The sequence below is a fragment of the Agrococcus phoenicis genome (assembly GCF_047302415.1).
Lineage (GTDB): Bacteria > Actinomycetota > Actinomycetes > Actinomycetales > Microbacteriaceae > Agrococcus.
Map to the genome: position 1 here is coordinate 1,327,604 of NZ_CP154854.1, position 14,371 is coordinate 1,341,974.

14 protein-coding genes are annotated in these 14,371 nt (G+C 72.5%); all 14 read right to left on the minus strand.

What is annotated here, in order from left to right; translation table 11 throughout:
- Positions 1-37: 37 nt before the first annotated feature.
- Positions 38-958 carry an RluA family pseudouridine synthase gene (locus AA0Z99_RS06425; protein WP_413320554.1) on the minus strand — a complete coding sequence of 307 codons (921 nt, stop codon included), beginning with the start codon at positions 956-958 and terminating at the stop codon, positions 38-40.
- Positions 958-1,593, minus strand: coding sequence for a signal peptidase II (gene lspA / locus AA0Z99_RS06430; RefSeq protein WP_413320556.1), 636 nt, complete (start codon positions 1,591-1,593; stop codon positions 958-960). The genes AA0Z99_RS06425 and lspA overlap by 1 nt, the downstream gene beginning before the upstream one ends.
- An 8-nt stretch (positions 1,594-1,601) precedes the next feature.
- Complete coding sequence (locus tag AA0Z99_RS06435; protein WP_413320558.1) at positions 1,602-2,369, minus strand: DivIVA domain-containing protein; 768 nt, start codon at positions 2,367-2,369, stop codon at positions 1,602-1,604.
- Between the two features lie 125 nt (positions 2,370-2,494).
- On the minus strand, positions 2,495-2,797 hold the full coding sequence (locus AA0Z99_RS06440) for a YggT family protein (protein WP_413320560.1): 303 nt from the start codon (positions 2,795-2,797) through the stop codon (positions 2,495-2,497).
- 4 nt (positions 2,798-2,801) lie between these two features.
- Positions 2,802-3,272, minus strand: coding sequence for a cell division protein SepF (locus AA0Z99_RS06445; RefSeq protein ID WP_413320562.1), 471 nt, complete (start codon positions 3,270-3,272; stop codon positions 2,802-2,804).
- A gap of 27 nt (positions 3,273-3,299) precedes the next feature.
- Positions 3,300-3,971: a YggS family pyridoxal phosphate-dependent enzyme gene (locus AA0Z99_RS06450; protein WP_413320564.1), complete on the minus strand. Its 672-nt coding sequence runs from the start codon at positions 3,969-3,971 to the stop codon at positions 3,300-3,302.
- 26 nt (positions 3,972-3,997) lie between these two features.
- Positions 3,998-5,206 (minus strand): cell division protein FtsZ, encoded by a 1,209-nt coding sequence (gene ftsZ, locus AA0Z99_RS06455; RefSeq protein ID WP_413320566.1) that lies wholly within the window; start codon positions 5,204-5,206, stop codon positions 3,998-4,000.
- A gap of 200 nt (positions 5,207-5,406) precedes the next feature.
- The gene (locus AA0Z99_RS06460; RefSeq protein ID WP_413320568.1) at positions 5,407-6,654 is read right to left on the minus strand and encodes a cell division protein FtsQ/DivIB; all 1,248 of its coding nucleotides are present in this window, start codon (positions 6,652-6,654) and stop codon (positions 5,407-5,409) included.
- Complete coding sequence (gene murC / locus AA0Z99_RS06465) at positions 6,651-8,066, minus strand: UDP-N-acetylmuramate--L-alanine ligase (RefSeq protein ID WP_413320570.1); 1,416 nt, start codon at positions 8,064-8,066, stop codon at positions 6,651-6,653. The genes AA0Z99_RS06460 and murC overlap by 4 nt, the downstream gene beginning before the upstream one ends.
- Positions 8,063-9,145: an undecaprenyldiphospho-muramoylpentapeptide beta-N-acetylglucosaminyltransferase gene (gene murG / locus AA0Z99_RS06470; protein ID WP_413320572.1), complete on the minus strand. Its 1,083-nt coding sequence runs from the start codon at positions 9,143-9,145 to the stop codon at positions 8,063-8,065. Before murG ends, murC begins: the two co-directional genes overlap by 4 nt.
- 3 nt (positions 9,146-9,148) lie before the next feature.
- Positions 9,149-10,393 (minus strand): putative lipid II flippase FtsW, encoded by a 1,245-nt coding sequence (gene ftsW, locus AA0Z99_RS06475; protein ID WP_413320574.1) that lies wholly within the window; start codon positions 10,391-10,393, stop codon positions 9,149-9,151.
- Positions 10,353-11,873: a UDP-N-acetylmuramoyl-L-alanine--D-glutamate ligase gene (gene murD / locus AA0Z99_RS06480; RefSeq protein WP_413320576.1), complete on the minus strand. Its 1,521-nt coding sequence runs from the start codon at positions 11,871-11,873 to the stop codon at positions 10,353-10,355. Before murD ends, ftsW begins: the two co-directional genes overlap by 41 nt.
- The gene (gene mraY, locus AA0Z99_RS06485) at positions 11,870-12,958 is read right to left on the minus strand and encodes a phospho-N-acetylmuramoyl-pentapeptide-transferase (protein WP_413320578.1); all 1,089 of its coding nucleotides are present in this window, start codon (positions 12,956-12,958) and stop codon (positions 11,870-11,872) included. The genes murD and mraY overlap by 4 nt, the downstream gene beginning before the upstream one ends.
- Entirely contained in the window at positions 12,958-14,361 is a 1,404-nt protein-coding gene (locus tag AA0Z99_RS06490) for a UDP-N-acetylmuramoyl-tripeptide--D-alanyl-D-alanine ligase (RefSeq protein WP_413320580.1), read from the minus strand. The genes mraY and AA0Z99_RS06490 overlap by 1 nt, the downstream gene beginning before the upstream one ends.
- Positions 14,362-14,371 lie beyond the last annotated feature (10 nt).

A 14,371-nucleotide genomic window follows, 5' to 3' on the forward strand; every position in this document is an offset into this window, starting at 1 on the left:
TCGATCCTACGTCGCGGCGCCCACGCGACGTGCCGCGCTAGTCCTCGCGCAGCAGCTCGAGCGCGTGCTCGAGCGGCGCCGGGTAGGAGGAGCTGTAGAGCACCTGCTCCCCCGTCGCCGGATGCCGGAAGCCGAGGCGCATCGCGTGCAGCCACTGCCGCTCGAGCCCGAGCCGCGCCGAGGTCGTCGGGTCGGCGCCGTACATCGTGTCGCCGAGGCACGGGTGCTTCCTGGCCGCCATGTGGACGCGGATCTGGTGCGTGCGACCCGTCTCGAGCGTCACCTCCAGCAGGCTGCCGCCCCGATAGGCCTCGAGCGTCTCGTAGTGCGTGATCGCGTGCTTGCCGCTCGAGACGACCGCGAACCGCCACTCGTGGCTGGGGTGCCGCCCGATCGGCGCGTCGATCGTGCCCGAGAGCGGGTCGGGGTGCCCCTGCACCGCCGCGTGGTAGATCTTCGTGACCTCGCGGTCGTGGAAGGCGGCCTTCAGGTGCGCGTAGGCGCGCTCGCTCTTGGCGACCACCATGAGGCCGCTGGTGCCCGCGTCGAGCCGGTGCACGACACCCTGCCGCTCCGCGGCGCCGGAGGTCGCGATGTCGAAGCCCGCAGCGGCGAGGGCGCCGACGACCGTCGGGCCCTGCCAGCCGACCGAGGGGTGCGCCGCGACGCCCGCGGGCTTGTCGACGACGACGATGTCGGCGTCGTCGTGGACGATGCCGAGGTCGGGCACGGGCGTCGGGACGAGCCTCGGCTCCTCGCGCGGCTGCCACGACAGGTCGAGCCAGGCGTCGCCGCGCAGCCGGTCCGACTTGCCGAGCACCGTGCCGTCCTGCACGGCCCCACCCGCGTCGAGCATCGCCACGACTGCGGTGCGGGAGAGCCCCAGCAGCTTCGCGAGCCCGGCGTCGGCGCGGGTGCCCTCGAGCCCCGGAGGCACCTGGAGGAACCGGGTCTCCATCAGGAGCCGGCTCCCGGGCGATCCTCGGGGCCGAGCGGCTGCGTCGCGTCGGGATCCTCGTCTGCCGCCGGCCGCGTGTGCGCCGGATCGTCGGTGTGCCGCAGGCCGTCGAGACCGATGTTGAGCAGCACGAGCAGCACGACGCCGATCATCGAGCCGACGATGAAGATGTCGGCGATGTTGAAGATCGCGGGGAAGCCCCACACCTGGATGAAGTCGATCACGTGCCCGACGAAGAACCCTGGCTCTCTCGTCAGGCGATCGGTGAGGTTGCCGAGGGTGCCGCCGAGGACCCCGCCGAAGGCGACGGCCCACAGGATCGAGCGGATGCGTCGCACCTGCGTCGCGATGAAGATCACCACGGCCGCGGCCAGGATCGTGAAGATCCACGTCGATCCGGCGGCGAAGGAGAAGGCGGCGCCGGGGTTGCGCACGAAGTGCCACTGCAGCACCTCGCCGAGCACCTCGCGCTGCTCGCCCTCGGCCATGGTGGCGACGACCCACTCCTTGGTGAGGAAGTCGGCCACCCACGCGAGCGCAGCGGTGCCCAGCACGATCCCCAGCATCAGCCAGGTCGGGCGTGGGGCGCCGCTGCGCCTGCGCGAGCCGTGCGCGGTCGCGCCGTGGTCCGTCACCGAGCGGCTCAGCTGCCGCTCTGCCCGCCGAAGGCGAGCGAGGACGAGCGGTCGAGGTCGCGCAGCTGGCTCTCGATGTAGCCGCGCAGCTTCAGGCGGTAGTCGCGCTCGAAGCTCTTGAGCTCATCGATCTTGGCCTCGAGCCCGGCCTTCTGCTCGTCGAGCTTGGCCTTCGCGTCGTCGAACTCGCCCTGCAGCGCCACCTTGCGCTGCTCCGCGGCGTCCTCGATCTGCTGGGCCTTGGCCTCGGCGGCGGCGATCAGCTCGTCGCGCTTCTGCTCGCCCTCGGCGACGTGCTCGTCGTGCACGCGCTGCGCCAGCTTGATGAGGCTGTCGGACTGCGCCACCGACGGCGATGCGGGCTCCGCGGCCGCGGGCGCCTCGGTCTCGGACGGGGTGTGCGCCTCGGCCGGCTGCGCGTCGGCCTCCGCAGCGGCAGCGGCAGCGGCCTCGTCGCGGTCGGCGAGCTCCTTCGCGAGGCGCTCGTTCTCGGCGCGGAGCTGCTCGAGCTCCGCGGTGTCGACCTGCGGGGCGGGCGCTGCCTGCACGACGGGCGCCTGCTCGGCGGGAGCGGCGACCTCGGTCGCAGCGGCGCTGGCGCCGCCCGACTTCAGCTGCTCGTTCTCGGCGCGGAGCGTCTCGTTCTCCTCGTTCAGACGACGGAGCTCCGTGACCACCTCGTCGAGGAAGTCGTCGACCTCGTCCTGGTCGTAGCCGTCCCGGAAGCGCGTCGTCTCGAAGCGCTTGTGGACGACGTCGTCAGGAGTCAGAGCCATGGCGTGCCTTTCTTGGTCAGTCGCCTGCCGGTGGGCAGGCGGCACAGGTTCACTGTACCCGGCGCGGTTCGCGCTCCGGAGATCGTAGCGTCGAGCGGGCGAGCGCGCCTCTCAGCGCGCTCGGGTCAGGCGTAGCGGAACTGGCCGACGAGCGTCATGAGCAGCAGCAGGCCGAGCAGCAGCACGAGCATCGCGATGTCGAGCATCGCGCCGCCGATGCGGATCGGCTTCACGAAGCGCCGCACGAACCGCAGCGGCGGATCGGTGAGCCGCAGCAGCCAGATCGAGACGAAGAGCCAGAAGCCCTTGGGTCGCCAATCACGCCGCACCTGCCGCACGAAGTCGAGGATGATCCGCGCCCAGAGGACGTAGAACGAGACGAGCAGGGCGGTGTGGACGGCCCAGGCGAGGATCGGGACGATCGACACCGGGTCAGTGGGCGAAGACGGCTGCGTCCGCGTCCTCGTCGACGCCACGCCCGCCCGAGACCGCGATGTGCTCGGGCGTCAGCAGGTAGACCTTGGTCGTGACGCGCTCGATGCGCCCCTCGAGGCCCTGCGTGAGGCCTGCGGAGAAGTCGATCAGGCGACGAGCGTCGCCGTCCGTCATCTGCGACAGGTTGATGATGACGGGGGTGCCGTCGCGGAAGGCCTCGGCGATGGCCTTGGCATCCTTGTACTGGCGCGGGTGCACCGTGAGGATCTCGCTCATGTCGCTCACCTTCTGTGCGGCGCGGAGCTTGGTGACGGGAGCGCGGCGCGGCTCCTCGACGCGCTCGCGCGGCTGCTGCTGCGGAGCACGGTCGTGCTCTTCGGTCCGCTCGACGGGGCGGACCTCCTGGGTCAGCTCATCCTCCTCGGCGAAGCCGAAGTAGATCGCCGCCTTCTTCAGTGCGTTGCTCATGGATCCTCCTCGTGGCGTGCGTTCACGCTATCCGCCGCTGGGGCGGTTTCCCGTGATTGCCGTGCCGATTCTCAGGTGTGTCGCGCCGTGCTGGAGCGCCTCGCGCCAGTCGCCGCTCATGCCGGCTGAGATCCAGTCGGCGGATGGGTCGATGCGGCGCACGCGCTCGGCGTGCGCCGCGAGTCGTTGGAAGGCCCGAGCCGGCTCCTCGTCGAGCGGCGCGACCGCCATGACGCCGCGAAGCCGTAGCGCATCCGAGGCGGCGATGCGCTCCGCGAGCGGCTCGAGGCCGTCGGGCGCGGCGCCTCCGCGGGCGGGATCGTCGGTCAGGTTGAGCTGCACCAGGGCGTCGCGCACCGGTCGCTGCTCCCCCGGTTCGCCGCCCTCGAGCGCCTCGACCAGCTCGACCGAGTCGACGGAGTGCAGCACGTCGGCGTAGCGGGCGACCTGCCGCGCCTTCTTGCGCTGCAGCTGCCCGAGGAAGTGCCAGGTGAGGCCGAGCTCGCCGAGCGCCACGGCCTTGTCGCGCGCCTCGGGGTGCCGGTTCTCGCCGAAGTGGCGATGCCCGGCGTCGGCGAGCTCGCGCACGAGCTCGACGGGATGGAACTTGGTGACGACCACGACCGTGACCTCGCGCGCCTGGCGCGCCGCCTCGAGGTCCTCGAGGAAGGCGGCCAGGCGCGCGGGGGCGTCAGTCATGCTCGCGGTCAGCGGATGCGGTGTCGTCAGCGCAGGAAGTCGGGGAGGAACTCGTCCTCCTCCTCGTCGACCTGCGTCAGCGGCTGCACGGGGCCGGTGAGGTGGTCGGCGACGGGCACGGCAGGCACGGCGCGGCGCTCCGCCGGCTCCTCCGTGCGACGCACGTCGGCGCGGCGCTCGTCGCGGCGCTCCTCCTCGCGCGGCGCGGAGGGCGAGCTCGACGAGCGCAGTCCCATCTCGTCGCGCGCAGCCGTCCGCAGCACCGAGTCGTCGTCCTTCACGGTCGGGCCCGCGCCGTCGAAGCCGGCGGCGATCACGGTGACGCGCACCTCGTCGCCGAGCGTGTCGTCGATGACCGTGCCGAAGATGATGTTCGCCTCGGGGTGCACGGCCTCCTGCACGAGCTTGGCCGCGTCGTAGGTCTCGTGGATGCCGAGGTTGCTGCCGGCCTGGATCGAGAGCAGCACGCCGTGCGCACCGTCGATCTTGGCCTCGAGCAGCGGGCTCGCGACCGCGAGCTCTGCCGCCTTGATGGCGCGATCGGCGCCGCGGGAGGAGCCGATGCCCATCAGGGCGCTGCCCGCGCCCTGCATGACCGACTTCACGTCGGCGAAGTCGACGTTGATGAGGCCAGGGGTGGTGATGAGGTCGGTGATGCCCTGCACGCCGGCGAGCAGCACCTGGTCGGCCGTCTCGAAGGCCTCGACCATCGAGATGCCCATGTCGGAGATCTCGAGCAGGCGGTCGTTCGGCACGACGATGAGCGTGTCGACCTCGTTCTTGAGCGCCTCGACGCCCGCCTCGGCCTGCGCCTGGCGGCGGCGGCCCTCGAACGAGAACGGCTTCGTCACGACGCCGACCGTCAGCGCACCGAGGCTCTTCGCGATGCGCGCCACGACCGGGGCGCCGCCCGTGCCGGTGCCGCCGCCCTCTCCCGCGGTGACGAAGACCATGTCGGCGCCGGCGAGCGCCTCCTCGATCTCCTCCGCGTGGTCCTCCGCGGCACGGCGACCCACCTCGGGGTCCGCGCCTGCGCCGAGCCCCTTCGTGAGCTCGCGGCCCACGTCGAGCTTCACGTCGGCGTCGCTGAGCAGCAGCGCCTGCGCGTCGGTGTTGATCGCGATGAACTCGACGCCCCGGAGACCGAGGTCGATCATGCGGTTGACGGCGTTCACACCGCCGCCGCCCACGCCGACCACCTTGATGACGGCGAGGTAGTTGTTGTTGGAAGTCACGTTCCGGCCCCTCGATCGAACTCTCAACCTCTAGTTGAAGTTTAGAGAATTCCTCATTTCATGCTGACGACTCCGACGGTACGGGCGGGCGGAGCACGGCGGCGTGACCGACAGGGCGTGTCGCGACCGGATCCACGAAGAAAAAGTTTCGTCACGTTCCTGCGGCGCGGTGCGGCGGCCGCATCGCGCGCGGGAACCGGTCAGGAGCCGCGGACCACCGGGTGCTCAGGTGCTCGCACGTCGAGCACGCGAGCGGTCTCGGGATCCTGCGTGGACATCAGCGCGGCGAGCACGTCGGCCTTCAGCGGGCTCTGGTCGGCACCGCCCCACTGCACCTGCTGCCCCGTGTCGAGCGTCAGCCTGATGTCGGACGCGGTGGGCGCCTCGATCGTCTCGGTCGCGGCGAGCACCTCGCTGGGCACCGAGACGAGCAGCGTCGCCACCGCCTCGAACTCCTCGGTGCCGGTCTCGACCCCCGTGAGGCGCGGCAGCGCATCCGTCGTCTCGTCGACCGAGCCGAGCACGACCCCGGCCGCATCGATGACGGACGCCCCGGCCCCGGACTCGACGACCGCGACCGGGCGGCGCTCGACCAGGTGGACGATGACGCTGGAGGGCGGCACCACGTCGACGCGGAAGGACTCGATCTGCGGGATCGCCTGGAGCCGCTCGGCGATCCCTGCCTCGGTCACCGTCGCGATCGGCTGGCCCACCTGATCGGCCAGCGCCTCCTGCACGGCAGCCGGGTCGATGCGGTCGGCGCCCTCCACCTGCACCTCGCGCACCGACATGAGCGGCGACCAGACGAGGCCGACGAGCACGAGCAGCGCCAGCACGAGACCGCCCGCGGCGAGCAGCGCGGTGCGCAGCTGCCGACGGCGCTCAGCCGTGAACCTGCGGACCTCGGCGCGCTCCCGACGCACGCGCTCCCGCTTCGCGATGCGCGCCTCGCGCCGCGTGTCTGCGAGCTCTGCGCGGTCGAGCCGGCGCTGCTCGCGCTGCGAGCGGCGCCAGGCCCGATCCACGCGCTGGGCGTGCGACTCGCCCTCGGCGAGCGGCTCGGCCGCGGGGTCGACGAGCGCTGCGTCGGCGAGCCCTTCGTGGACGAGCGCTGCATCGTGCGCCGCGCCCTCGGAGCCGCGCCGCGGGGCAGCCGCGGCGTCGCTCCCCGGGTCGGTGCCGCTCGCCGGTTCCTCGTCGTCGATCCCTGCGTAGGCGCTCAGCGCCCAGCGGCGCGGCTCCGGCCGCGCGGACGTCGGCACGCCGGCGGCCCGCTCCGCCTCCTCCTCGAGCGCCCGCTCGCGCCGACGTCGTAGCGCGTCGAGCGTGACGACCTCGCGCACGTCTGCCGCGAGCGCGCGCGCCCGGTCATCGCCGCGATCCGCCCCCTCGGCCCGGCCGTCGCCGTCGCGGTCGGCCGGGCGGTCGAACCCCTCGGGCCGCCTCACGCCTCGGCGCCGTCCTCGAGCGCCGAGAGCACCTGCGGGATGATGCGATACACGTCGCCGCAGGAGAGCGTCACGATGATGTCGCCCGGCTGCGCGAGCTCGGCGGCGCGCTCGGCGGCCCGCTGCCAATCGGGCAGGAAGTCGACGTCGGCGGGGTCGGCGAAGCGGTCGGCGACCAGCGCGCCCGTGACACCGGGGATCGGATCCTCTCGGGCGCCGTAGACGTCGAGCACCACCGTGTGGTCGGCGACCCGCTCGTAGACCGAGGCGAACTCGGCGGCCATGTCGCGCGTGCGCGTGTAGAGGTGCGGCTGGTGGATGGCGATGATGCGCCCGTCGCCGATCACGGTGCGCGCCGCGGTGAGGGCGGCGTCGACCTCCGCCGGGTGGTGCGCGTAGTCGTCGAAGACGCGCACGCCCCGGCGCTCGCCGTGCAGCTCGAAGCGGCGACCCGTGCCGCGGAAGGCGCCGAGCGCGCCGGCGATGTCGGCGGGGGCGAAGCCCAGCGCCACGAGCGTCGCCAGGGCACCGGCGGCGTTGACGGCGTTGTGCCGCCCGGGCACGCCGACCTCGAGCTCGAGGCGCTGGCCGGCGATCTCGAGCGCGCACGAGGCCGTCGCTCCCGTCCGGATCTCCAGGATCCGGACGTCGGCGCCCTCGGACTCCCCGAAGGTGACGACGCGCTCGTGGTGGATGAGGCCCCGCACGCGCTGCGCGCCCTCGTCGTCGGCGGAGATGACCACGGCCTCGCTGGCCCGGTTCGCGAACGCGGCGAAGGCCTCGTCGAAGGCCTCGGGGGTGCCGTAGTGGTCGAGGTGATCCGTGTCGACGTTCGTGATGAGCGCGACGGCCACGTCGTAGAGCAGGAACGAGCCGTCGGACTCGTCGGCCTCCAGCACGAACAGGTCGGAGCTGCCCTGCGAGCTCGACGCGTCGAGCCCGGCGATGACGCCGCCGTTCACGAAGCCGGCGTCGACGCCGAGGCCGTGCATCCCGACGACGAGCATGCCGGTGGTCGTCGTCTTGCCGTGCGCGCCCCCGACGGCGACCACGCGCTTGCCGCGCGCGAGCACGTGCAGGGCCTGCGAGCGATGCAGCACGGGGATGCCGTGCTCGCGCGCCGCGAGCAGCTCCGGGTTGTCCGGCCACAGGGCGCTCGTGACCACCACCGCGTCGACGCGACCCTCGCCCTCGACCGGCACGCTCGCCCCGTCGTGGCCGATCGTGACGGTCGCCCCGCGCTCGACCAGGCGGTCCACGGTGGCCGAGCCGGAGCGGTCGGAGCCCGAGACGATGAGCCCGGCGTCGAGCATCATGTGGGCGATGCCCGACATGCCCGAGCCTCCGATGCCGATGAAGTGCACGCGCTCGATCCGCTCGGGGATCGGCTGGTTGAAGTCCGGTTCGATCACGACTGCCTCCTCGTGGCCGCGGCCCGCTCGATGAGATCGCACATGCGGTCGCTGCCGTCGCTCGCTCCCGCACCCGCGCTCGCAGAGGCCATCTCGGCGAGCCGATCGGCGCTCCGCAGCAGCGGTACGAGCCGCGTGCGCACCCATTGTGCCGTGAACTCGGCGTCCGCGACGAGCAGTGCGCCACCGGCGGCGACCTGATCGGCGGCGTTCGCCCCCTGCTCGCCGTTGCCGTAGGGCAGCGGCACGTAGACCGCGGGCAGGCCGACGGCCATGAGCTCGGAGACCGTGAGGCTCCCGGCGCGGCACACGACCAGATCGGCTGCCGCCAGTGCCAGGTGCATGCGATCGAGGTACTCGATCGCCACGTAGTGCGGCACGCCAGCGGGCTCGAAGTCGGTCTGCCTGCCGCCGGAGAGGTGGAGGATCTGCCAGCCCGCGTCGACGACGTCGCCGGCGGTCTCGACGATCGTGCGGTTGATCGAGCGGGCACCCTGCGAGCCGCCCGTGACGAGCAGCGTCGGGCGGTCGGGCGCGAGGCCGAGCTCGGCCAGCGCCTCCGCGCGGAGCTCCGTGCGGTCGAGGCCGGTGATCTCGGGGCGCAGCGGCATGCCCACCAGCTCGCCCTCGAGCGTGGTCGAGCGGTAGGAGAGGCCGACCAGGTCGGTCCAGCGGGCGCCGAGCCGGTTCGCCAAGCCAGGCTTCGCGTTCGCCTCGTGGATCACGATCGGCACGCCCTCGAGGTGCGCCGCGCGGTACGCGGGTGCCGATGCGTAGCCGCCGAAGCCGACCACCACGTCGGGCCTGCGGTCGCGGATCAGGGTGCGCACCTCGCGCACGACACGGCGCCAGCGCCCCGGGAACCGCAGCGCCGCCGCGTCGGGCCGTCGCGGGAAGGGCAGCTTCGCGATCGTGACGAGCTCGAGGCCGGCCCGAGGCACCAGCTCGCGCTCGAGCCCCTCAGCCGTGCCCAGCACGGTGATCTCGACCCCTGGGTGGCGCTCCCGCAGCCGCTGCGCGGTCGCGAGCAGGGGGTTGACGTGGCCGGCGGTGCCACCGCCGGCGAGGAGCACGCGCATCGCTCAGCCCCTCGCCGCTGCGAGCCGGGGCTCCTCGCCGCGGGCCCTGGGGTTGTCGACCCGCTCGAGGGAGAGGACGACGCCGATGACGAGCAGCGCGGCGATGAGCTGCGAGCCGCCGGAGGAGATGAAGGGCAGCGGCACCCCGAGCACGGGCAGCAGGCCGAGCACCACGCCGATGTTCACGATCGCCTGCCCCGCGAGCCAGACGACGGCAGCGCCCGTGACGACCCGCGTCATCTGCTGCTTCGCCTGCCGGACGATCCGCAGCATCGTCCACGCGAGCAGCGCGAAGAGGGCGAGCACCACGATGGCGCCGAGCAACCCCAGCTCCTCGCCGATGATCGCGAAGATGTAGTCGTTGTCGGCCTCCGGCAGCCACGACCACTTCGCGCGCGAGTTGCCGAGGCCGACGCCGAACAGCCCGCCCGCCGACAGCGCCCACGTGCCGTGCAGCTGCTGCCAGCATCCGTCGTAGTAGTCGGCGTCGGTGCAGCCCTGCAGGAACGACGTGATGCGGGTCACGCGCGAGGGGCTCGCCAGCACGACCGGCACCGCGAGCACAGCCAGCCCCAGCACCGGCAGCAGCAGGTGCCACCAGCGAACCCCTGCGAACCAGAGGGCGCCGAAGGAGAGCATCACCATGATGACGACGGTGCCGAGGTCGCTGCCCAGCAGCACGAGGCCGATCGAGAGCGCCGCGACGGGGCCGGCCGGGATCCACGCCTGCCAGAAGCTGCCGATGTGCCGCTGCTTGCGCGTCATGATCATCGCGAGCCACACGCACAGCGCGACCTTCACGAACTCGGAGGGCTGCATCGAGAAGCCGCCGAAGCCGATCCAGTTGCGGTTGCCGCCGGCGCCGAAGCCGAGCGGGGTGAACACGAGCACCTGCAGGACGATGCCGAGCATGATGCCCATCCACGCCAAGCGCTGCCAGATCGTCGCCGGCATCCGAGCGGCGATCAGCATCAGCACGACGCCGATGGCGGCGAAGGCCGCCTGCTTGACGAAGGCGGTGAAGAAGGAGTCGCTCGCGACGTAGCTCTCCACCGACGAGGAGGAGAGCACCATCACGAGGCCAAAGATCGTCAGGAACATCGTGGTGCCCAGCAGCAGCGCGGCGTTCAGCGTCGGCGCGCCGAAGATCGAGCGCACGCGGATGAGCGCGCGCCTGCCGACCCGCTCCCCGCGGCTCGCGCGCTCGTCAGTCGCGGTCGCGGCTCGGGGTGCCGTCGTCGTCGCCATGGGCGCCCCTCCCCTGCTCTTCGCGTGCGAGCACCGCCTCGGCGAACCGATCGCCGCGCTCCGCGTAGTCCTTGAACTGGTCCATCGATGCTGCCGCCGGCGCCAGCAGGACCGTCACGCCCGGCGCGGCGTGCGCTGCGGCCGCCTCGACGGCGACGCGCATCACGGAGCCAGTGTCTGCCGTGTCGACCTCCACGAGCGGGATGCCGGGCGCGTGTCGCGCGAACGCCTCGCGCACGGGCGCCCGATCCACGCCGATCGCGACCGCCGCGACGATGCGCTTCGCGTGGCGCTCGACGAGCGGCGCGAGGTCTGCGCCCTTGAAGAGGCCGCCGACGATCCACACGACGCGGTCGAAGGCGCTCAGGCTGCCCTCTGCCGCGTGCGGGTTCGTCGCCTTCGAGTCGTCGACGAAGCGCACGCCGCCCTGCTCGGCCACGAGCTCGGTGCGGTGGCGGTCGAGGCGGAAGGAGCGGATCGCGTCGCGCACGTGCACCGGTTCGGCGCCGAGCGCGCGCGCGAGTGCCGCGGCGGCGAGCACGTTGCGCGCCATGTGCGGCGAGCGCAGACCGGCCGGCTCCAGGTCGGCCAGGCTCGCGAGCTCCAGCGCCTGCGCGCGCCGCTCGTCGAGGAAGGCGCGGTCGACCAGCACGTCCTCGACCATGCCGAGGTCGCTCGGTCCGGGGATGCCGAGGCCGAAGCCGATCGCCCGGCAGCCCTCCACGACCTCGGCCTCCTCCACCATGCGCATCGTCGCAGGGTCCTCGACGTTGTAGACCGCCGCGACGCGTGCGTTGCCGTACGCCTTCGCCTTCGCCGCGCGGTAGGCGTCCGCCGATCCGTGCCAGTCGAGGTGGTCGTCGTCGACGTTCAGCACGGCGGCGGAGTGGGGCCAGAGCGCGCCCGCGCCCGTCGCCGGCAGCGCGTGCAGCTGGAAGCTCGAGAGCTCGACGACGAGCGCGTCGAAGCCGCCCGGGTCGCGCACCGCGTCGAGCACCGGCGTGCCGATGTTGCCGACGGGAGCGACGCGCAGGCCCGTCTCGCGCAGCATGTGCGCGGTGAGCTGGCTGGTCGTGGTCTTGCCGTTCGTCCCCGTGATGAGGATCCACTCGGCCGCCCGCACCTTGTCGCGCACGCGCCAGGCCAGCTCGATGTCGCCCCAGACGGCGATGCCGCGCTCGGCGGCAGCGACCAGCCACGGGTGGTCGGGCCGGAGCCCGGGCGAGGCGACGACGACCTCTGCCTCGGCGATCGCGGCCGGCAGCTCGTCGGCGCCGGCCTCGACGATGGGCACTCCGAGCACGCCGAGGATCGTGCGGCGCTCCTCGTCGACGCGCTCGGCGACGACGGTGACGGATGCGCGGAGCTCGGCGAGCGTGTCGGCGACGGAGAAGCCGGTGACGCCGAGGCCGAGGACGGCGACCTCGAGACCGGCCCAGTCGCTGTGCCAGGAGGTGAGCGCGTCGAGGTCGCGCATCATCCCTGCAGCGCCCACTCGAAGTAGAACAGCCCGATGCCGGCCGCGACGAAGAGCCCGCCCAGGATCCAGAAGCGCACCACGATCGTGACCTCGGCCCAGCCCTTCAGCTCGAAGTGGTGGTGCAGCGGGGTCATGAGGAAGATGCGCTTCCCGCCCGTCATCTTGAAGTAGGCGCGCTGCACGATGACGGAGCCCGTGACGATGATCGGCAGGCCGGCGATGAGCAGCAGCAGCAGGTGCGTATCGGTCATGATCGCGAAGCCGGCGAGCGCGCCCCCGAGCGAGAGCGAGCCGACGTCGCCCATGAAGATCTGCGCGGGCGTGGTGTTCCACCAGAGGAAGCCGACGAGCGCACCGACGAGGGTCGCTGCGACCGTCGCGACGTCGAGCGGCTGCGCGACGTCGTAGCAGCCGGCGCCGGGATCGGCCGAGAAGCACGACTGGTTGAACTGCCAGAAGGCGATGAAGGCGAAGCCCGTCGCCGAGAGGATGACGGAGCCCGTCGCGAGCCCGTCGAGGCCGTCGGTGACGTTCACGGCGTTCGACGCCGACACGTTCATGAGCAGGATCCAGAGCACGAAGACGATGCCGCCCATCGCGCCCCACGCGGTCAGGTCGAGCCAGGGGATGTCGCGCACGCCGGAGATCACCGCGTCGACGACCGGCTGGCCGCCGGTGCCGACCGGCACCGTGATCGCGAGCACGCCGAACAGCACGGAGACGACGACCTGACCGGCGACCTTCGCCCAGCCGCCGAGGCCGAGCGAGCGCTGGTTGGAGATCTTGAGGAAGTCGTCGATGAAGCCGACGGCGCCCATGCCCACCATGAGCAGCAGGATGAGCAGCGCGGGCATCGTGGGCGGGTCCTGGCCGAGCAGCTTGCCGCCGAAGTAGCCCAGGACCGTCGCCACGATGAAGACGATGCCGCCCATGGTCGGCGTGCCGCGCTTGACGTGGTGCGACTGCGGGCCGTCGTCGCGGATGAACTGCCCCCAGCCGATGCGGGAGAAGAGGCGCGCGAACAGCGGCGTGCCGATCAGGGAGACGAGCAGGCCGATGCCCGCCGATGCCAGCAGCACGAGCATCAGAGGCCCCCGATCCGCTCTGCGAGGGCTTGGAGGCCCGACACGTTGGACGACTTGAACAGCACGACGTCGCCCTCGGCGAGCTCGCTGCGCAGCAGCGCCTCCGCCTCCTCGGCGGTCGCCACCCAGGTGGTGTGCTGACCGAACGACGACTCGAGCTCTGCCGCGTCGTGGATCGCCCGGGCGCCGGGGCCGACGACGACCAGCCGGTCGATGCGCACCCGCACGGCGAGGCGTCCGAGCCGGTCGTGCTCCTCGACCGCGTGCGGGCCGAGCTCTGCCATCTCGCCCAGGACGGCGATCGAGCGCCGCGAGGCCTGGCGCGTCATGTGGGCGAGCGAGCGCAGCGCGGCCGCGGTCGAGTCGGGGCTGGCGTTGTACGCGTCGTTGATGACCGTGATGCCGCCGCCCGGCTCGAGGATCTCCATGCGCCCGCGCTCGGCGCGCTCCATGGTGGCGAGCGCGTCGATGGCGGGCGCGAGCGGCACGCCGAGCGCGTCTGCGACGGCGAGCGCGGCGAGCGCGTTCATGACGTGGTGCTCGCCGAGGATGCGCATGCGCAGCGGCAGCGCCTCCTCGCCGCGATGGATGACGGCGACGGTGCCCTCGAGGGTCGAGTCGATGCCGTCGGCCCAGAGCGTGGAGGGGTCGTCGAGGGGCCCCGGCTCCGTGCCGAACCAGCGCACGCTCGCGCCGGTCGCCGCGGCCATGCCGCGCACCCGCTCGTCGTCCCGGTTGAGCACCGCGATCCCGTCGGCGGCCAGGTCGCTGACCATCTCCGTCTTGGCGCGCGTGGTGGTCTCGATGCCGCCGAACTCGCCCGCGTGGGCCAGCCCCACCTTCAGCACGACGCCGATGTCGGGATGCGACATGGCCGTGAGGCGCGCGATGTCGCCCTCGACGCTCGCCCCCATCTCGAGCACGAGGTAGCGCGTCGACGCGTCGATGCGCAGCATCGTCATGGGGGCGCCGACCTCGTTGTTGAAGGACTTCACGGGCGTGACGGTGGGACCGTGCTGCTCGAGGATCGCCTGCAGCATGTTCTTGGTCGTGGTCTTGCCGTTCGAGCCGGTCACCCCGATGACGGTCAGCGCGCCTGCCTCGCGCACGCGACGGATCACCTCCGCGGCCAGCGCGCCGAGCGCGACGACGCCCCGGTCGACCACGACGTGCGGGATGGGCTGCTCGAGCGGGCGCTCAGCGACGACGAGCGCGGCACCGCTCGCCACCGCCGCGTCGATGAACCGATGGCCGTCGGTCTCCTCGCCGGGCATGGCGAAGAACACGCCTCCTGGCGCCACGAGCCGCGAGTCGGTCTCCACGGCGCCCGTCACGAGCACGTCGTCGCCGCGCAGCTCACCGCCCACGGCCTGCGCGATCTCGCTCGCGCGCAGCCGCAGCATCAGGCACCGC